General features: G+C 73.0%; 12 protein-coding genes. 3 read left to right on the forward strand and 9 right to left on the reverse strand.

The genetic code is table 11. From position 1 onward, the window contains the following. Positions 1-5: 5 nt before the first annotated feature. Entirely contained in the window at positions 6-2,111 is a 2,106-nt protein-coding gene (locus ACFV7R_RS15420; protein ID WP_385263750.1) for a DUF6350 family protein, read from the reverse strand. A gap of 96 nt (positions 2,112-2,207) precedes the next feature. Here ACFV7R_RS15420 and ACFV7R_RS15425 point away from each other — a divergent pair, with 96 nt between their 5' ends. Then, a complete protein-coding gene (locus tag ACFV7R_RS15425; RefSeq protein WP_385263751.1) occupies positions 2,208-3,344 on the forward strand; it encodes a helix-turn-helix domain-containing protein in 1,137 nt (378 codons plus the stop codon). Between the two features lie 75 nt (positions 3,345-3,419). On the opposite strand, the gene sucD is transcribed toward ACFV7R_RS15425, so the two are convergent. The 7 genes from sucD to ACFV7R_RS15460 all read right to left on the reverse strand — a co-directional run bounded on the left by sucD (position 3,420) and on the right by ACFV7R_RS15460 (position 14,778). Beyond that, positions 3,420-4,304: a succinate--CoA ligase subunit alpha gene (gene sucD / locus ACFV7R_RS15430; protein ID WP_129799186.1), complete on the reverse strand. Its 885-nt coding sequence runs from the start codon at positions 4,302-4,304 to the stop codon at positions 3,420-3,422. Positions 4,305-4,332: 28 nt separating this feature from the next. Beyond that, on the reverse strand, positions 4,333-5,514 hold the full coding sequence (sucC, locus tag ACFV7R_RS15435) for an ADP-forming succinate--CoA ligase subunit beta (RefSeq protein WP_385263753.1): 1,182 nt from the start codon (positions 5,512-5,514) through the stop codon (positions 4,333-4,335). A gap of 499 nt (positions 5,515-6,013) precedes the next feature. Continuing rightward, positions 6,014-8,149 (reverse strand): hypothetical protein, encoded by a 2,136-nt coding sequence (locus tag ACFV7R_RS15440; RefSeq protein WP_385263755.1) that lies wholly within the window; start codon positions 8,147-8,149, stop codon positions 6,014-6,016. A gap of 266 nt (positions 8,150-8,415) precedes the next feature. Next, the gene (locus ACFV7R_RS15445; protein WP_385263756.1) at positions 8,416-9,540 is read right to left on the reverse strand and encodes a hypothetical protein; all 1,125 of its coding nucleotides are present in this window, start codon (positions 9,538-9,540) and stop codon (positions 8,416-8,418) included. Positions 9,541-9,731: 191 nt separating this feature from the next. Beyond that, positions 9,732-10,913 (reverse strand): vWA domain-containing protein, encoded by a 1,182-nt coding sequence (locus ACFV7R_RS15450; RefSeq protein ID WP_385263758.1) that lies wholly within the window; start codon positions 10,911-10,913, stop codon positions 9,732-9,734. A gap of 82 nt (positions 10,914-10,995) precedes the next feature. Then, positions 10,996-13,455 (reverse strand): DUF5682 family protein, encoded by a 2,460-nt coding sequence (locus tag ACFV7R_RS15455; RefSeq protein ID WP_385263760.1) that lies wholly within the window; start codon positions 13,453-13,455, stop codon positions 10,996-10,998. 123 nt (positions 13,456-13,578) lie between these two features. Continuing rightward, a complete protein-coding gene (locus ACFV7R_RS15460) occupies positions 13,579-14,778 on the reverse strand; it encodes an AAA family ATPase (RefSeq protein WP_385263761.1) in 1,200 nt (399 codons plus the stop codon). Positions 14,779-14,923: 145 nt separating this feature from the next. Here ACFV7R_RS15460 and ACFV7R_RS15465 point away from each other — a divergent pair, with 145 nt between their 5' ends. Further along, entirely contained in the window at positions 14,924-16,279 is a 1,356-nt protein-coding gene (locus tag ACFV7R_RS15465; RefSeq protein ID WP_385263762.1) for an SWIM zinc finger family protein, read from the forward strand. 119 nt (positions 16,280-16,398) lie between these two features. Continuing rightward, positions 16,399-18,048, forward strand: coding sequence for a DUF5691 domain-containing protein (locus ACFV7R_RS15470; RefSeq protein WP_385263764.1), 1,650 nt, complete (start codon positions 16,399-16,401; stop codon positions 18,046-18,048). A 343-nt stretch (positions 18,049-18,391) separates the two neighbouring features. Here ACFV7R_RS15470 and ACFV7R_RS15475 read toward each other — a convergent pair whose 3' ends face one another. Further along, positions 18,392-18,808 (reverse strand): cobalamin B12-binding domain-containing protein, encoded by a 417-nt coding sequence (locus ACFV7R_RS15475; RefSeq protein WP_224735418.1) that lies wholly within the window; start codon positions 18,806-18,808, stop codon positions 18,392-18,394. Between the last annotated feature and the right edge of the window lie 52 nt (positions 18,809-18,860).

Below are 18,860 nucleotides of genomic sequence, written 5' to 3' on the forward strand. Positions count from 1 at the left end.
TGGCATCAGGAGTCGTCCGCCTCCGGTGGCTCCGCCCTCCTGGACGCCTCCTTCAACGCCGCCCAGCGGACCTCGCGGGTGTCGTCGCGCCAGGGCGTCGGGGGGTCGACGGGCAGGAAGTCGTAGGGCTCGAGGGTGGGGTCGTACGGGGCGTCCGGGCGGCCTGCGGAGGGTGCGGCCTGCGATGCGGTCGGCCGAGGATCCGGGCCGACACCGTCGCGCTTGCGGGATGACGAGCCGCCGGAGAAGGGCCACCGCCGGCGACGTCGCCGCACACCGGTGTCCGACGCATCCGCGCGGATCTCCGGCCCCTGCGTCCCGGAGTTCGAGGTCCCCGCACCGGGATGCACCATCTCCGTCCGGCTGTTCGCCGCATCCGCCGCTCCCGCCCCGACGCTCGGCTCCCCCACCGCGGAATCAATCACCTCGGCCCAGACGTCCAACTCGGTCGCCGCAGACTCCGGACTCCCCACACGCCCCTTCATCCCCACCGCCCCCGCGTCCGCCGCGCCCGCCCCGACGCTCGGCTCCCCCACCACGGGATCGATCACCCCGGCCCACACGTCCAACTCACTCGCCGCAGAGCCGGCCGCTCCAGCCGGGGCACCCGACCCTCCGGCCGCAGAATCAACCGCCCCGGCCCACGCCTCCGACCCGCCTGGCCCGGAATCCGGCATCCCGGCCCGAGCCTCCGCCGCTCCCTCCCCCGAAGCCGACGCCCCCACCCCAGCGCCTTCCGTTCCGCCCGGCACCGCCCCTTCCCGTTGCCCGGCGATGGTCGCCGTGGCTCCCTGCTCATGCTTCCGGCACCGCCAAGCCCGTACCCCCACCGCGGTCGGAACCGCCACGACCGCGGTCCACGCCAGCGTCGCCGCCCCCACCTGCCACCACACCGGCCCGAACCGAGCCAGCGCGTCCACCCCGAGCGGCCCGCCCGCCAGCCCGGCCAGCACGGCGAGTCCCGCCGCGCACCACACAGCCGCCAGCCCGGTGCAGCCCGCCGTACGCCCCCATGACCAAGGCATCCCCCTCGCGTCCTCGTCCTCCCCACCCCGGACCGCCGCCCTCCCCGTGAACCACCCGACCGTCACCCCGGCCACCACCGGCACCACCGCGGCCGCCCAGTTCAGCGGCGTCCCCGGGCCCGCCTCCGGTAGCGCCGCCAGCAGGGGGAACGGCGGGAGCAGCGGAGCGGTGTCGGTGGACAGCGGGGTCGTCGTGTGCCCGACGCCGAGCGTGAAGCCAGGGCCGAGGGCATAGGCCGCACCCCACACCGCCGAGTTCGGTACGAGCGCCGCGCACAGCAGCAGCACCGCGAACCGCCCCGACCACCCCTGCGTCAGCTGGGCAAAGGCCTCGCGGGCCGCGCCGCCGTGCCACAGCAGCGACACCGCCACCAGCAACGCCCCGCCCCCGACCAGCACCGCGGCCCCGGCCGCGGCCGCCCGCGCCGAGACATCCAGCCGCTCCCGGGCCTCAGCCCCGAGGAACAGCCGCCGCAGACCGCGCGGCAACAGGATCAGCACGCCGTCCACCGGCCCACAGGGCCGCCCGTACGCCGTCCACACCCCCGCTCCCGCCGCGCCCACGGCGATCACCGGCAGACACACTGCGGCCCACACCCAGTCGGCCCGCAGCGAGCCGCCTCCCGAGGCGTACACCGTGGCCATGCCTCCGACGGCGAGGTACCCCAGCACCACCCCCGCCCACGCCGTACGGACACCCACCGGTGCCCGGCCCTCCGGCTCCCCGTCCACCGCGTCCCGCGCCGCCCGGTGCACCAGCCACACCGGCAGCACGAGCAGCAGCAGCGGCGTGACGCCGACCGGCGCGGGAACGCCGGAGAGCGTGTCGGTGCGGACCAGCTCCGCGCCGTGCGCCAGCAGCCACAGCCCCGCGGCGACATGCAGCGCGCCCCCCGGCCCGCTGTCGGGGTAGGGCGAGGTGATCCACAGCATCATCACGAGCACGGCGAACGAGCCGAGCCCCAGCCCGGCCGCGACCGCGCCACCCAGGAGGCTGGCGGCCAGTCCGGGCGATCGGCGACGCAAACGGGTGAGCAGGGATGACAGCGGCGATCGGCGGTCGGACATCTGAATCACGACCGTCATGCTCCCAACGACACGCGCTTTCCCGTCGTAACAGGCGAACCTCCGATGTGTCGCCCAATATGTGTTTATGTACTTTTTCGTACGAAGGGGTGTCCTGTGAGGCAGAGCAGCCCTGCGACCCCGCTCCCCCCGCCCAAGGAGCGCCGCCGCCTGCGCGAGGCAGGTTCGCTGACTGTGGCTCAGGTCGCGGAGCGCATGGGTGTCTCCCGTCGGACGGTGCGGGCATGGGAGGCCGACCGCACGACTCCACGCGGCCGGAAACGGCAGGCGTACGCAGAATTGCTGAACGCGCTGACGACCGAGGCCGGCACGGAGACCGGCATCGAGACCGTCACCGATCGCGAAATCCCTGCGAAGAAGACAGCTGTAACGGTACGTCACGATCCGCGGGAACCCGAGGCCCAGCCCGACCGCTTCGCTCCGTCGTCACCGTCCTCCCTGACCCCCGCTCAGGCCTTCGACGCCCTTTACGCGTTCTGCGTCCCCGCCCTCGTACGGCAGACGTACCTGCTGACCGGGCGGCGCGAGCTGGCTCGTGAGTCGGTCGAGCGGGCGTTCCAACTCGCCTGGCAGCGCTGGCCCGAGGTGGCCGTCGACCGCGACCCGACGGGCTGGGTACGGGCGGCGGCGTACGAGTACGCCCTCTCCCCCTGGCACCGGTTCCGCCCGCGCCATCGCCACCCCGAGGCGCCGCCGGCCGACGCGTCCGACCGCACGCTGCTGAACGTACTTCTGAGGCTCCCGCCGCCGCACCGCCGCACGCTCCTGCTGTACGACGTCGTGGGCCTGGACCTGCCGGAGACCGCGGCGGAGACGGAGGCGAGCACCCCGGCGGCGGCGAACCGGCTGCTGCATGCGCGCGAGGCCGTCGCCGCGCAGCTGCCGGAGCTGTCCGACCCGGCCGAACTGCACCGGCGGCTCGCCCGCCTGGCCGACACGGAACGGCTACGGGCCTCCAAACCGTTCACGGTGCGCAACGGCAGCGAACGCCGCGCCCGTTTCTGGACCCGGGCCGCCATCGCCTTCACGGTCACCCTCATCGGCGCGACAGCCCTGACCCTGCGCACGGCCCCGACACAGTACGAGCCGCCGGTGGCACCGGGCGAGACGGTACGCGGGGTACCGCCGCGGGCGGCGCCGGGGCCGTTGTCGGAGCAGCAGCTGGAGCTGCTGGAGAAGCTGCGCATGGAAACGGCCGGCGGACCGGAACGGCTGGTGCCGGAACCGCGGTGAGGCGGGGACGAACGAAAACGCCGGTGGGCCCGCCCCCATTCGGGGAACGGGCCCACCGGCGGTCAGTCGGAGGACTCAGCCGGCGAGGATCTCGCGCGCCAGCTTCGCCGTCTCGGTCGGGGTCTTGCCGACCTTGACGCCCGCGGCCTCCAGGGCCTCCTTCTTCGCCTGGGCGGTGCCGGACGAGCCGGAGACGATGGCGCCCGCGTGGCCCATGGTCTTGCCCTCGGGCGCGGTGAAGCCCGCGACGTAGCCGACGACCGGCTTGGTCACGTTCTCCTTGATGAAGGCCGCGGCCCGCTCCTCGGCGTCGCCGCCGATCTCACCGATCATGACGATCAGGTCGGTGTCGGGGTCGGCCTGGAAGGCGGCCAGGGCGTCGATGTGCGTGCTGCCGATGATCGGGTCGCCACCGATGCCGACGGCGGTCGAGAAGCCGATGTCACGGAGCTCGTACATCATCTGGTACGTCAGCGTGCCGGACTTCGAGACCAGACCGATGCGGCCCGGCTTGGTGATGTCGCCCGGGATGATGCCGACGTTGGACTGGCCCGGGGTGATGATGCCGGGGCAGTTCGGGCCGATGATGCGGGTCTTGTTGCCCTTCTTGCCGGCGTACGCCCAGAAGGCGGCCGTGTCGTGCACGGCGATGCCCTCGGTGATGACGACGGCGAGCGGGATCTCGGCGTCGATGGCCTCGACGACGGCGTCCTTGGTGAACTTCTCCGGCACGAAGATGACGGAGACGTTGGCGCCGGTGGCCTCGATGGCCTCCTTGACGGTGCCGAAGACGGGTACCTCGGTGCCGTCGAAGTCCACGGTCTGACCCGCCTTGCGCGGGTTCACGCCGCCCACGACGTTCGTGCCGTCACCGAGCATGAGCTTGGTGTGCTTCATGCCGGTGGCGCCGGTCATGCCCTGGACGATGACCTTGCTGTCCTTGTTGAGCCAGATAGCCATGGTGTGTGGATGTCCTCGTCCTCGGTGCTTACTTGGCGGCTGCGGCGAGCTCGGCGGCCTTGTCGGCCGCGCCGTCCATGGTGTCGACGCGCTGGACCAGCGGGTGGTTGGCGTCCGTGAGGATCTGCCGGCCGAGCTCGGCGTTGTTGCCGTCGAGGCGGACGACCAGCGGCTTGGTGACCTGCTCGCCGCGGTCCTCGAGAAGCTTCAGGGCCTGCACGATGCCGTTGGCGACCTCGTCACAGGCGGTGATGCCGCCGAAGACGTTGACGAACACGGAGCGGACGTCCGGGTCGCCAAGGATGATCTCCAAGCCGTTCGCCATCACCTGGGCGGAGGCACCGCCGCCGATGTCCAGGAAGTTGGCGGGCTTGACGTTGCCGTGCTTCTCACCGGCGTACGCGACGACGTCCAGGGTGCTCATCACGAGACCCGCGCCGTTGCCGATGATGCCGACCTCGCCGTCGAGCTTGACGTAGTTGAGGTTCTTCTCCTTGGCGGCGGCCTCGAGGGGGTTGGCCGCGGCCTTGTCGTGGAGTTCCTCGAAGTCGGGGTGACGGAACTCGGCGTTGTCGTCGAGCGACACCTTGCCGTCGAGGGCGATGACCTCGCCGGAGGCGACCTTGGCCAGCGGGTTGACCTCGACCAGGAGGGCGTCCTCCTTGATGAAGGTGTCCCACAGCTTGACGAGGACGTTCACGACCTTGTCGGCGACCTCGGCCGGGAACTTGGCGGCCTCGACGATCTCGCGGGCCTTCGCCTCGTCCACCCCGTCGATGGCGTCGATCGCGATCTTCGCGACGGCCTCCGGACGGGTGGCCGCCACCTCCTCGATCTCCATGCCGCCCTCGACGGAGGCGATGGAGAGGAAGGTGCGGTTGGCACGGTCGAGGAGGAAGGAGACGTAGTACTCCTCGAGGATCTCCGGGGCCGTCTCGGCGATCATGACCTTGTGGACCGTGTGGCCCTTGATGTCCATGCCGAGAATGTCCGTCGCGCGGGCAACGGCCTCGTCCGGGGTGGCGGCCAGCTTCACGCCACCGGCCTTGCCGCGGCCACCGACCTTCACCTGCGCCTTGACGACGGACTTGCCGCCCAGACGCTCGGTGATCTCGCGCGCCGCCTCAGGCGTGTCGATGACTTCACCGGCCAGCACCGGTACATCGTGCTTGGCGAAGAGGTCCCTCGCCTGGTACTCGAACAGGTCCACGCGCTTCCGTCCCTATCAGTGATCTCGCGGTTCGTTGGATGCGTGGGCGTGCCGCGAAGGGCAACGTGACGACCGCATGTGTCACAAGGGAAGCGCACACGGTGTCCGAGCGCGCGGCATGTCCGTCTCGCAGGTTATCCCCGCTTGCTGGGGGTCTCTAAATCGCGGGTCACACCTGAGCGGTGATACCTGTCACATGATGCCGTACTCACTGGCACGGCGTGCCGTCGGTGAGGGAACAGGCGGTGACCGGGCAGCGAACAGGCCAGGGACGGCACAGGGCCTCACCGGGCTGGGGTTGACCCGGTGAGGCCCCTTGAACATCCCCGAGAGGCTGACGTACGGCCTCGGGGCACGGGTCCGGCGGTCCCCACCCCAATGGGGACCGCCGGGCCCGACCGCAGGTTTCCGTCCGGACGGACCGACGGCTTTCGGCCGTCGTGGAGCGGGCCCTGCGGGGTCTGGATGCCGGGCCTCTGCTCGGCGAGACCGCGCTCGGTCAGATGCTGTACGTGCCGCCCTGGCGTACGTCCTGGACGTAACCGGGGGTGACCGACTCGGCGACGCCCTCCGCTCCGGAGACGGCGTGGCCGGTCAGCGAACCGCCGGTGGACCGGACGGTGCCGGTGAGGTCCTGTGCGAAGGGCGCGGCCTGTCCGGCGACGCCGTGCACGAACGGGGTGGCCTCGCCGGCCACGCCGCCCGCGAACGGAGCGACGTCGCCCACCACGCCGTGGGCCAGCGTCGTGCTGCTGCCGCCGACACCCTCGACGACCGGCCATACGGTCTCGGTGACGGTGTCGACGAGCGGCTGGACCGCACCGGTGACGCCCTGCGCGAACGGCGGCACCTCGCCCGCCACGCCCTCGGCGAAGCCCCCGGCCTGCTCCGTCACGCCGTACGCCAGCGGCGGTACGCCCCCGGCGACCCCGCCGGTGAAGTACTCCGCATCGCCCACGACGCCGTACGCCAGCCCGCCCGCGTCGGCGACGGCCTGCCCGGCGACCGGCACGACACCCTGCACCGCGGTGTGCGCGACCGGCGGCAGCACGGTGCCCGTGGCGTCGCCGGTGACCTGCCCGACCAGGCCCGCGGCGTACGGCGGCACCTCGTCGACGACACCGGTCGCATACGGCGGTACGTCCGCCACCAAGCCCTCGGCCACCGGCCGCACGTCCCCGACCGCACCCCAGGCGAGGGACTGCACGTCCGTGACGGCCCCGCCGGCGACCGGCTGCACGCCCGCCACCGCACCGCCCGCCACCGCATGCACGTCCGTGACGGCACCGCCGACGACCGGCTGCACGCCCTGCACGACGCCGCCCACGACGGGCTGAACGTCGGCGACCACTCCGTACGCCAGCGCGGTCGCGGCGTCCACGGCATGACCGGCGACCGCGGCGACCCCGGCGACGGCACCGCCGGCGACCGGCGTCACTCCGTGCACCGCGTCGGTCACGGCGGGCGCGACCGCGTGCACGGCGTGACCGGCGACCGGGGTCACCCCGGACACGGCACCGCCAGCGACCGGGCGGACGCCGTGCACCGCTCCGGTGGCGGCAGGCACGACGCCCGCCACGGCCTGCTCGGCGACCGGCACCACACCCGTCACCGCCCGGTCGGCGACCGGCCGCACGCCGGCCACGGCGGAGGCGGCGACCGGCGGAACGGCAGCCGCGGCCGTCTGCTCCACCACCGGCGTGACCGCGCCCGGAACGGCGGTGACCGTGCCGACCACGCGCTGCTCGACCCCGCCGACCGTGCCCGTGAGGTGGCCCGGCACGGAGGCGACGCTCGCCTCGGCGGCGCCTCCGACGGCGCCGGCCTGGCCCTGAGCGGTGGTGACCGCACCGGCGGTCCGCGCGTCGGCCCCGGCGACCGCGGCCTGCGCGGCATGCGTCACGCCCGCCGCGGTGCGGCCCGCGCCCGCCACCGCGTACTGCGCCTTCGTCCGTACGACACCCTCGACGCCCTGCGTCTGCGACCGCGCCGCCGCCTGGGTGCCCTGGAGCCTCGTCTGCGCCGCGGCCAATGCCTGCTCGAGCTCGGGCGCGAAGGCGGAGAGGGGGCCGAAGAGGTAGTCGACCGTGTCCTGGGGCGTGGTGGGGGCGGCCGCTGCGGTGTCGGCGACGGTGGCCCCGGCCGTGCCGGCGACCTTGTCGGCAGTGACCTTGGCCTTGGCCTGCGCGGCTCGGGCGGCCTGGGCACCCTGGACGGCCTGCGCGCCCCGGACCTTGGCCGCCTTCGGCACGCTCACGTCGGCGTCGACGTACCGGCGGGCCTGCTCCACGGCACCGCCGTCGCCGGACGACGCGGCGGTGGCGCGCGCCCCGTCCGTGGTCGTCCGGGCGGTGCCGAGCACGTCCGTGACGGTGGAGGTCGCCTTGCCGACGCCGGCACCGGTGAGGGCGTCCGTCACGCCGGTGTCCTGCGCGTCGGCGTCGGCGAGGTCGGAGACGACCCCGTCGACGGCGTCGGTGACCTCACCGAGCGTGCTCTCGGCATCCGTGGTCGCGTCCGACACGGAGAGGGAGGAGGCGGGCAGTTCGTCGGCGCTCGCGACAGCGGAACCGAGCGCCCACGCGCCGGTGACTCCGGCGGCTATGACGATGGAACGGCGGATGTTCTTGTTCATTGCGTGCGTCTGATCCTTCGGGACTCGACGTCGGAAGCGCGAGCCCGCGAGCAGGTCACCGGGAGGGGCAACCTTGTGCTCGGGCTCGTGCCAGGGGACTTGGGGACCTTCCGGCGCCGTCTTCCGTTCGCGGTCCGGGGAGTGGGGACCGACGGCTGCAAAGACGACTCCGGCGGCTTCCGTCCGGGGACCGGGGGAGGTCCGGACGGTCGGGCAGACCTGTTCCGCCCCCGCGCGGCAGGTCTACGGCGCGGGAAAGGCCTGCCCTAGCCGGGGAATACCGGGATGTCCCGGTGCCGGTCCCGTGTCCCGTCCGACTCGACGCGCACGGCGGCGCCGGGCACGAGCCGCAGCCGCGCCCGGTGGTTCGAGGTCACGGCGTGCGTGTCGCCGTGCCGGGACGTGCTGCTGTCCGCCGCCGAACGGTTGCCCAGCATGCCGTCACCACGCCCGGCCGGCACCTGATGCACCGGGGCGTACTGACCTCCGGCCCGATCGTGCTGCCCGCTGCCGTGGACGGCGGCCACGACCTCGCCGGACGAGCCGCCGAGACGCGGCCCATGGACGCCGTCGACGCCCGCCTTGCCGCCACGCCCCTCGGAACCGGCCTCGGGAGACGGCGACGTCCCCGCAACGCCCGGCTGGGGCGTCACCGCCCCGGGCAGCGGCGGGAACTGCCCCGGCAGCCCGGGGAGGGCGGGGGGCGCGGGCAGGTACCCGGGAGGCTCCGGAAGGCCGGGCAGCTCGGGGAGGACGGGCAGCGTGGGTGAGTCGGACAACCCCGGCAGCCCCGGCAGCGACGGCAACACGGGCAACGACGACAGCGGCGGCACCTCGGCTTGCGCGGTCACGGTCTCCACCACGCCACCGACCGGCCGTGTCACTCGCTCACCCACGGACCCCACGAGGTCCTCGGTCACCGGCCGCACGATCGACTCGCTGTCCCGGCCGTGAGGAGCCTCGGCAGCGGGACGCCCTACCGGTCCCGGCGACACGTCCGTGAGCGGGGCACCGCCGCGGTCGGCGGGATCCTGAGAGCCGCCGAAGCCGTGGTCGGTCCCGCCCACAAGGCCCTGCGCCAACGACGCAGCGCCCTCTGCCGAAGTCGACTTCACGACGTCGTCCGGCCTCGCCTTCGCCGAAGTCACCGAAGCCGACGGGTCGACCGAACCCGGCGGGTCGACCGAAGCCGAAGCCGAGACAGTCACCGAGGCCGGGGAGATCGCCGATGTCGCCGAAGCCGTGCCGTCCGTCGCCCGTGCCTGCCCTCCGTACAGCACGCCGAGCACGAACAACCCACCCACCAGCAACACCGTCTGGAGCGCACGCCGCCCGGCCGCCGCGCGCAGCACACGCACAGCGGCACCGGACAGGGCTGCTGACCAGATCAAGAGAGGGAGGGTCCTTTGATGCGGCGGAACGAGTCGCGTAGTGGACGACGCGGTACGGGCGAGCAGAGCGCGGCGCACCGTTGACGAGGCATCGATCCTTGCACGGGACTCCCGAGGTTGCGCAAGCCCCCCGTTACCGATGGGTAGTCATATCCCCTTTCGAGGCGAACTCACCCGGTGCTCCCCGGTCGTCATGCGGTGTCCGGTATCGGAAGCGGACGCTTCTCGATGGCTGCCGCCATCACTTCCGGGAACAGGTCCGGCGTACAGGCGAACGCCGGCGCGCCGAGCCCTGCCAGCGCGGACGCGTGCTCCCGGTCGTAGGCGGGCGCCCCCTCGTCCGACAACGCGAGCAGCGTCACGAACTGCACCCCCGACGCCTTCATCGCCGCCACCCGCTTGAGCATCTCGTTCCGTATCCCCCCTTCGTAGAGGTCGCTGATCAGCACGACCACCGTCTCCGCGGGCCGGGTGATCTGCGACTGGCAGTACGCCAGCGCCCGGTTGATGTCGGTGCCGCCGCCGAGTTGGGTGCCGAAGAGGACGTCGACCGGGTCGTCGAGCTGGTCGGTGAGGTCGACGACCGCCGTGTCGAAGACGACGAGCCGCGTGCTGATCGACCGCATGGACGCCAGCACCGCCCCGAACACGGACGCGTACACGACGGACGCCGCCATCGACCCCGACTGGTCGATGCAGAGGATGACCTCCTTCTTCACCGACTGGGATGCTCGCCCGTAGCCGATGAGCCGCTCCGGCACGATCGTCCGGTACTCCGGGAGGTAGTGCTTGAGGTTGGCCGCGATCGTGCGGTTCCAGTCGATGTCGTGGTGGCGTGGCCGGTTGATGCGGGCGCTGCGGTCGAGGGCGCCGGTGAGGGTGGCCCGAGTGCGGGTGGCGAGCCGCTTCTCCAGGTCCTCGACGACCTTGCGCACAACGGCTCGTGCCGTCTCCTTCGTCGTCTCCGGCATCGCCTTGTTCAGCGACAGCAGCGTGCCGACGAGATGCACGTCCGCCTCCACGGCCTCCAGCATCTCCGGCTCCAGCAGCAGGGCGGACAGCCCGAGCCGGTCGATGGCGTCGCGCTGCATGACCTGCACGACGGACGACGGGAAGTACGTACGGATGTCCCCGAGCCAGCGGGCCACGGACGGCGCCGACGCCCCGAGCCCCGCCGAACGGTCCTTCCCCGTCTGCGGTTTGTCCCCCTTTCCGTAGAGCGCGGCGAGCGCCCCGTCCATCGCGGCGTCCCGCCCGCCGAGCGCACACCCCGTACCGTCCGCCGCCTCACCCCCCAGCACCAGCCGCCAGCGCCGCAACCGCTCCCGGGCGGCGTCGTCCGACTCGGCCACGGCCGTGGACTCCCTCGTCATACGTCCTCCTCCCCCACACGCTCCCCCGCCCGGTCCACCGGTGCGGCCGTTCGACTCGTCCTGCGTCCGCCGATGCTCCTGCTCATCCCGCCACCTCCACCAGGCCGGCGCTTTCGTCTGCTCCCGACCCGTCCAGCCCCAACAGCAGCCGCACCAGCGGCTCCACTGCTGTGGCGCGTTCGGCGTCGAGACCGGGCCCGAACCCGGGTATGCCCGCTCCCGCCGCCTGCGTGCTCCCCCGCTGTCCCGGCCCGCGCCGCACCAGCTCGCCGAGCGTTCTGCGCACCCCCGGTTCGTACGCCGAGAAGGTGCGCCGCAGCAGGGGCAGCACGTCCGTGAACGCCTCCGCCGGCACTCGGGTCAGCCAGCCGTCGACCAGTCCGAGCAGCCGCTCGTCGTGGACGAGCAGCATCCCGCCCCCGCCGCCTCCGCCGACGAAGCCCTCGATCCACGCGGCCGCATCCGCCGGCGCCGTCCCCGGGGAGAGCGCCAGCCCCATGAGCCGCGCCGCCTCCTCCTGGGCCAGCTCCCCGTCGTCCAGCAGCAGCCGCACCGTGCGCCCCTGGACGACGTCGGGCACGGTGTCCCGAGCGGACAGGACCCGCAACACCGCATGCCAGCGTCCGCGCAGGCCACCGTGTTCCGGTGTGCCGGCCTCGCCGAGCAGCCCCACGGCGGTGTGCACCGCGTCCACATGGCCCCGCATCTCCTGGGCCGCGTCCGCGTCGAGAGCGGCACAGGCCGGGGGCAGGCCGACGAAGATCCGCTCGGCGAGGCCGGCGGCGACCTCGGTCAGCGCTCCGGTGTCGGTGCCGCGCACATCGCCGTAGCGCAGCGAGCGGACCAGGGCCGGCAGCGCCTGGGCGAGGTGGCCGACATCCGTGTCGAGCGCCGCTCGGTCGGCGAGGATCCGCATCACCGCCGGGAGAGCGTCGGGCAGTTCGGCCAGCAGACAGCGCTCGGCGAGCCCGGTGACCTCGGCGAGGCCCTGTGCCGCGGTCGCGTCGGCCTCCGCCTTGGCGCTCGCCGCGGCGAGCACGGTCGTCCCCCACACCCCGGCCTCGGCGACCCGCACGGACAGCTCCGGCTCCCAGCGCAGCCGCCACGTCTCCCGGAAGGTCCCGGTGCTGCCGCGCGACACGGTCGGCTCGCCCCAGGCGACGCCGAGCAGCCGCAGCCGGTGCAGCAACCGACTGCGCCCGGCGTCGGTCTCCTTGCGCAGGTCGAGCTCCAGCTCCCGCTCCAGCGCCTCCGGTTTGAGCCGCAGCCGCCGCTGGAGCCGGGCGAGGTCGCGTTGCAACGGCACCGCAGGCGCCGCCTCCGGCACCTCCCCCAGTACGTCCCCCACGACCAGCCGGTCGTGCACCAGCGCCAGCGGCACGTCCGAGCCCTCACACATCACGGCACGCACGGCGTCGGTGGTCTCGCCGAGGCCGGCCAGCGGACGCCCGCGCATCGCCGCGAGCGTCTCGGCCAGCCGCACCGCCTCGATGACATGCGCCGAGGAGACGATCCTGTCCTCCGCACGCAGCAGCCCCGCCACCTTGGTCATCCACCGCTCCACCGGGCGGTCCGGCGCCGCGAACAGATGCCCGTACCATCCCGGCGAGTCGATGCCCGCGCCGTATCCGCTCGCCCGGGCCAGCCGACGGTACGTCCACGGCACCCAGGTCATGTCGGCCTTGACCTTGGGCAGCCCCTTCACCAGAGCCCGGTCGGCGGCGACGGTGGCCTTCTGCCGCAGGGCGGGCACGTGCCACGCCCCGCACACGACCGCCACGCCACCCCCGAACTCCCGCTGCGCGGCCCGCACCTGGAGCCGCATGTACGCCTCCCGCACGAGATCCCGCTCGTGCCCGCCGCTCCCGTACGTCTCCCGCAAGGCGCCCATGGCCTCCTCGAGCACGCCGAACGGAGCGAACGCATCCCTCTCGCCCAACCCCCGGTGCTCGACGACGTCCTCCCACCAGCGCTCGGGATCGTCATAACCTGCGGCCTCGGCAAGCACGGCGAGCGGATCGACCCGAACGTCCGTCTCGGTCATCTCCGGTTCGGCGGCGTCGCCGGCATCCGCCTCGTCCGCCTCCGGTACGGCAGCGCCCCCGGCATCCGCATCGTTCGCCTCCGCTTCCGCGACGTCGGTGGCCTCCGCCTCCCCCTCGGGATTCGTCACCGTCTCCCTGCCCCACACCAGCGTGTGCGTGGCCGGAAGATCGATGAAGCGAGCCGGCACCTCGTGCTCCAGGGCCCACCGGATCGCCACCCACTCCGGCGAGAACTCGGCCAGCGGCCAGAAGGCCGAACGGCCGGGATCGTCCACGGCGTGGGCGAGGAGGGCGACCGGTGGGCGCATGTCCTCGTCGGCGGCCAGCGGGATCAGTGTGTCCGCCTCGGGCGGGCCCTCGACCAGCACCACCTGCGGCCGGGCCGCGTCCAGCGCCGCCCGCACGGCCCGCGCCGAACCCGGCCCGTGATGCCGCACGCCGAGCAGCAGCGGCTCGTCCCCGGGCCGCCTGCTTCCTGCCCTCTCAACGCCTGTCACGCCGTCCCCCTCGCCTGCGAGGCCACCCCAGGTCGTCGTCGACCGCTGCCCGGACGTCCCCCGTCGCCTCCGTCGATCCGCCCGCCGTCGAACTTCCCTGTGCGAAATCCCACCGGTTGTCGCTCACGCGCTCACCTCCCGGCAGGCCCGGTAGAAGTCCTTCCAGCCGTCCCGCTCACGGACGACCGCCTCCAGGTACTCCTGCCAGACGACCCGGTCGGCCGCCGGATCGCGGACGACGGCGCCGAGGATGCCCGCGGCGACGTCGCTCGGTCGCAGCACGCCGTCGCCGAAGTGCGCCGCCAGCGCAAGGCCGTTGGTGACGACGGAGATGGCCTCGGCGGTGGACAGCGTGCCGCTGGGCGACTTCACCTTCGTACGGCCGTCGGACGTGACACCGTCGCGCAGCTCCCGGAAGACCGTCACCACACGACGGATCTCGTCGACGCCGTCAGGCACGGCGGGCAGATCGAGGGAGCGGCCGATCTGGTCGACGCGGCGCGAGACGATGTCGACCTCGGCCTCGACGCTCTCCGGCAGCGGCAGCACCACGGTGTTGAAGCGCCGACGCAGTGCGCTGGAGAGGTCGTTGACCCCTCGGTCGCGGTCGTTGGCCGTGGCGATCAGGTTGAAGCCGCGGACCGCCTGCACCTCCTGGCCCAGCTCCGGTATCGGCAGTGTCTTCTCCGACAGGATCGTGATGAGCGTGTCCTGCACATCGGCCGGGATACGGGTCAGCTCCTCGACGCGTGCGGTCATCCCCTCGGCCATGGCCCGCATGACGGGGCTGGGCACCAGCGCGTCCCGGCTCGGACCGTGGGCAAGCAGCTGCGCGTAGTTCCACCCGTACCGGATCGCTTCCTCCGGCGTGCCGGCGGTGCCCTGCACCAGCAGGGTCGAGTCACCGCTGACCGCTGCGGCCAGATGCTCGGACACCCAGGTCTTCGCGGTGCCGGGCACGCCGAGCAGGAGCAGGGCGCGGTCGGTGGCGAGCGTGGTGACGGCGACCTCGATGATGCGGCGCGGGCCCACGTACTTCGGTGTGATGACCGTGCCGTCGGGCAGGGTGCCGCCGAGCAGGTACGTCGCGACGGCCCACGGCGACAGTTTCCAGCGGGTCGGCCGCGGCCGGTCGTCCTGCGCGGCCAGCGCGGCGAGTTCGTCCGCGAAGGCGTCCTCGGCGTGCGGGCGCAGCGCTTCTGCCGCGGGCGCGGATGTGCGCGCGCCCGCGCTCGCGGTTGTAGGTGTCTCCACGCCCGTGTTCGCGGGCGCGGACCCGTTCTGGCTCGGGTCGACGGACGTCGGTTCTACGGACACAGGCATGGCTGAGTCCCCCTCCAGCTCGGCCGGTTCGGTTCTGGCATCCACGGTGCACCACACCACTGACAATGCGATCTGACCTGCGAAAACGTGCTGGCGACCGCGCTCGCGAGGCCGATTGTCAGTGGGGGGATCTACCTTCGATGCCATGACTCAGCAGGGGGTGCGCTGGACTGCGGATCAGGTGCTGGCACTGGCGCCGGACGCAGCATCGCGCAAAGCGGGAAGCAAACTCGGTGCGGCGGGGCCGTGGTCCGAGGCAGGCAGTTCTGACGAGGGGACGCTGTGGGGGCTGTGCAAAGGCAGCGGCAGCAAGCCGTATCAGACGGTCATCGACATCGCGGACGCGTCCGGTCCCGCGTACAAGTGCAGTTGCCCGAGCCGCAAGTTCCCGTGCAAACACGCGCTGGGGCTGCTGCTGCTCTGGGCCGGCGGCGACGGCGCGGTGCCACCGGGCAAGGCGCCGGACTGGGCCGAGCAGTGGACAGCGGGGAGAAGGCAGCGTGCTGCGGAGAAACGAGCGGCGGGCGCGGGCGGTTCCCCGTCCGGCTCCGCTGATCCGGAGGCGGCGCGGCGCCGGGCGGAGCGCCGGGCCGAGCGGATCACAGCGGGGGCGACCGAGCTGGAGCAGCGTCTGACGGACCTGCTGCGCGGAGGGCTGGCCGCGGCGGAGCAGGCGGGGTACGGGCTGTGGGAGGAGACGGCGGCCCGTATGGTCGACGCCCAGGCTCCCGGACTTGCCGGTCGTGTAAGGGAGTTGGGTGCGATCCCGGCGTCCGGTCCCGGCTGGCCGGTGCGGCTGCTGGAGGAGTGCGCGCTGCTCCATCTCCTCGACCAGGGCTGGCTGCGTCGCGACGGGCTGCCCGAGGGACTGGCGGCGACGGTCCGTTCCCGCATCGGTCTGCCCGCCTCGGCGGACGGCCCGCCGGTGCGCGACCGCTGGCTGGTCCTGGCCCAGTACGACAGGGCGGACGCCCGTCTGACGACCCGCCGGATCTGGCTGTACGGCGCCGAATCCGACCGCACCGCTCTCCTTCTCTCCTACGGCGCCGCCGGCCGGGCCCCCGAGCTCGCACTGCCGGTGGGGCTGACCCTGGAGGCGGAGGTGTCCGCCTACCCGGGCGGGAGCCGGCAGCGCGCCGCCCTGGGGGAACGGTTCGCGGCGCCCACGTCCACCTCGATACGTCCACCAGGAGTGACGACGACACAGGCGGTGGTCCGCTACGGCGACGCCCTCCACGCCGACCCGTGGCTCGACTCGGTCCCGGTGACGCTGGACCGGGTCATACCGACCCCGGACGGCGACTCATGGCAACTGGCGGACGCCGACGAGAACGCGGCACTGCCGCTCACGCCCACCGCCCGCTCCCGCTCCGGTCTCTGGCGGCTTGTGGCCCTGTCCGGCGGCGCCCCTGTCAAGGTCTTCGGCGAGTGCGGCCACCAGGGCTTCACCCCACTGACGGCCTGGCCGGCGGGCGCGGGCGAGGCGGTCCAGCTGTGCTGAGTCGCGGCCTCTCGACGCCTCCGACCCGGTTCCAGGGGAAACGGCCCCCCGTGACGGCGCCCGCTCCGAACTGACCCTCTCCGAACCACCGCACGGCATCCACCCTTGAAAGGACCCTTGTGAACAGGACTTCCGCTCCTGTGGATTCGCCCACGTCGGGCGTCTGGGAGGAGCTCGTCACCACCGCACTGCTCGGCACGGACCGGCGTACGCCACCCGGCGCCGCACCCGGCCGGGAGGCGCCCGTGGCGCTGCTGGACGCCGCGGCCATGGAGACCGTACGCCGGCGAGCCGGACTGCGCCCCGCGCGGCCGGCCCAGCGCCCGGCACCGGCCCTCGAGGATCCGCGCCCTCCGCTGCCCGCACCGGCGGCCCACAGGCTCGCGATGCTGCTGGCCGACCGTCCCGGCACCGCGGGCGGCGGACGCAGAGGCACCGCACCGGACCTCATGGAGCTGCTGCCCCAGTGGCTCGCGACGGCGAACGCCCGCGGTTTCGCGGCACCCCCGGAGGCCCTGCCCGCCCTGCTGGACGCGGCCCGGGGCCGTACGGATCTGCGGCCGGCGGCGCTGGCCTTCGCCGGCCCACGTGCCCTGTGGCTCGCCCGGCTCAACCCGGACTGGCGATTCGCGCTGCGCGCGACACCGGGCGGAGGCACGTCGCTGCCGCACCTCGACGACACGGACAAGGTGCAACAGCTGTGGCAGGAGGGCCTGTTCGCCGAACGCGTGGCCCTCCTGGCAGCCATACGCGCCCATGAACCCGGCACCGCACGGGAGCTGCTCGCGACAACCTGGGCGACGGAGCGGGCCGAGGACCGGCTGATGTTTCTCGACTCACTGCGTACGAATCTCGGCGACGAGGACGAGGCGTTCCTGGAACAGGCCCTGTCCGACCGCAGCCGCAACGTCCGGGCGACGGCGGCGGAGTTGCTGTCGGCGCTGCCCGGCTCGGCGCTGGCCGCACGCATGGCGGTGCGGGCCGGTGCCTGCGTGGCCGTCGACCACACGCGGGACACCCCGACGATCACCGTCGAGGCGCCGCACGAGTGCGACGCGGGCATGGAGCGGGACGGGGTCGTCGCCAAGGCGCCGGCAGGACGGGGTGAACGGTCCTGGTGGTTCGGCCAGTTGGTCGAGGCGACGCCGCTCGAAACGTGGCCGGGCCGGCTCGGCGGCCGGGCGCCCGAGGAGATCGTCGCTCTGCCGGTCACGGACGACTGGCAGGGCGAACTCCACGCCGCCTGGTGCCGGGCGGCGGTAAGACAGCGGAACGCCGACTGGTCGCGGGCCCTCCTGGGGGTGCCCGGGGCACCCGAGGCCGGCGGCCCGGGGGCGGTGTCCCTGGCCGAGCGGGCCAAGCTGCTGAGCACGCTGGGCACCGACGAACGCGCCGAGTGGGTGGCCGGCTTCATCGCGACGCACGGTCTGTCCGAGGCGTTTCAACTGCTGGGCGTGTGCGACGTGCCATGGGCGCCGCAACTCGGGCGCGCGGTCGTCGACGCGCTCAACATCGCGCGGGACGCCGGGAGTTATCCATGGAGTTTCAGCGGAGTGATGGGCCTGGCCGAACGCTGTCTGTCCCCCTCCGAGGCCAACCGCCTCGACGGGCTGCTGGCGGTACCGGACGAACCCGAGAACGCGTCACCAGGAGCCGGCAGCTACTGGGCCGAGGCCTTCCAGCGCCTGGTCACCACGCTGCGTTTGCGTGCCGCCATGGCCGAGGAACTGGGAGCGGAACAGGAGGAGGGGCTGCGGGGCCTTGCCTGAGCGGCGGACCGGCCGCCATCCGGATCCGCACCCGCAAACAGGCCGGCGCCCGGACACACCCCCAAAACGGACCGCTGTCCGGCCACGAGCCACTCCAACGGCCCATCACCCGAACACCGTCACTCCAACGGCCCACCGCCGAAACCGAGCCACACCAACGGCCCACGCCCGGACACACACCACACCAACGGCCCACCGTCCGGACCCGGCCCACGCCAACAGACCACGCCCGGACACACACCACACCAACGGCCCACCGTCCAGACCCGGTCCGCACCAACAGACCACCGCCCAAACCCGGGCCACACAACCAACGCGAACGCCACCCACGTCCGCCCCGGGCCTACGCCCCCGTCGTCTGCCGTACGTTCGCCCGTACCCAGTCCACGATCGACGCGGTCGTGGCCCCCGGCGTGAAGATCTCCGCGACGCCCTTCTCCTTCAACGCAGGGATGTCCCCCTCGGGGATGATCCCGCCGCCGAACACCAGGATGTCCTCCGCGTCGCGCTCCTTGAGCAGGTCGATCACGGCTGAGAAGAGCGTGTTGTGCGCCCCGGAGAGGATGGACAGCCCGATCGCGTCCGCGTCCTCCTGGATCGCGGTGTCGACGATCTGCTCGGGCGTCTGGTGGAGGCCCGTGTAGATGACCTCCATACCGGCATCCCGCAGCGCCCGTGCGATCACCTTCGCCCCCCGATCGTGGCCGTCGAGTCCCGGCTTGGCCACCACCACGCGGATCGGACCGGCTGCCACACCCATCACTGCCTCCAAGAAGCGAATTACATCCACCCGTACCGACAAGTACCGGCCA

The sequence above is a fragment of the Streptomyces sp. NPDC059866 genome (assembly GCF_042731325.1).
Taxonomy (GTDB): domain Bacteria; phylum Actinomycetota; class Actinomycetes; order Streptomycetales; family Streptomycetaceae; genus Streptomyces; species Streptomyces flavusporus.

Bases quoted from the DNA above. Each gene is read 5' to 3' on its own strand.
- ACFV7R_RS15420 (WP_385263750.1), bottom strand. From the start codon at position 2,111: ATGACGGTCGTGATTCAGATGTCCGACCGCCGATCGCCGCTGTCATCC.
- sucD (WP_129799186.1), bottom strand. From the start codon at position 4,304: ATGGCTATCTGGCTCAACAAGGACAGCAAGGTCATCGTCCAGGGCATG.
- ACFV7R_RS15440 (WP_385263755.1), bottom strand. From the start codon at position 8,149: ATGAACAAGAACATCCGCCGTTCCATCGTCATAGCCGCCGGAGTCACC.
- ACFV7R_RS15450 (WP_385263758.1), bottom strand. From the start codon at position 10,913: ATGACGAGGGAGTCCACGGCCGTGGCCGAGTCGGACGACGCCGCCCGG.
- ACFV7R_RS15460 (WP_385263761.1), bottom strand. From the start codon at position 14,778: ATGCCTGTGTCCGTAGAACCGACGTCCGTCGACCCGAGCCAGAACGGG.
- ACFV7R_RS15465 (WP_385263762.1), top strand. From the start codon at position 14,924: ATGACTCAGCAGGGGGTGCGCTGGACTGCGGATCAGGTGCTGGCACTG.
- ACFV7R_RS15475 (WP_224735418.1), bottom strand. From the start codon at position 18,808: ATGGGTGTGGCAGCCGGTCCGATCCGCGTGGTGGTGGCCAAGCCGGGA.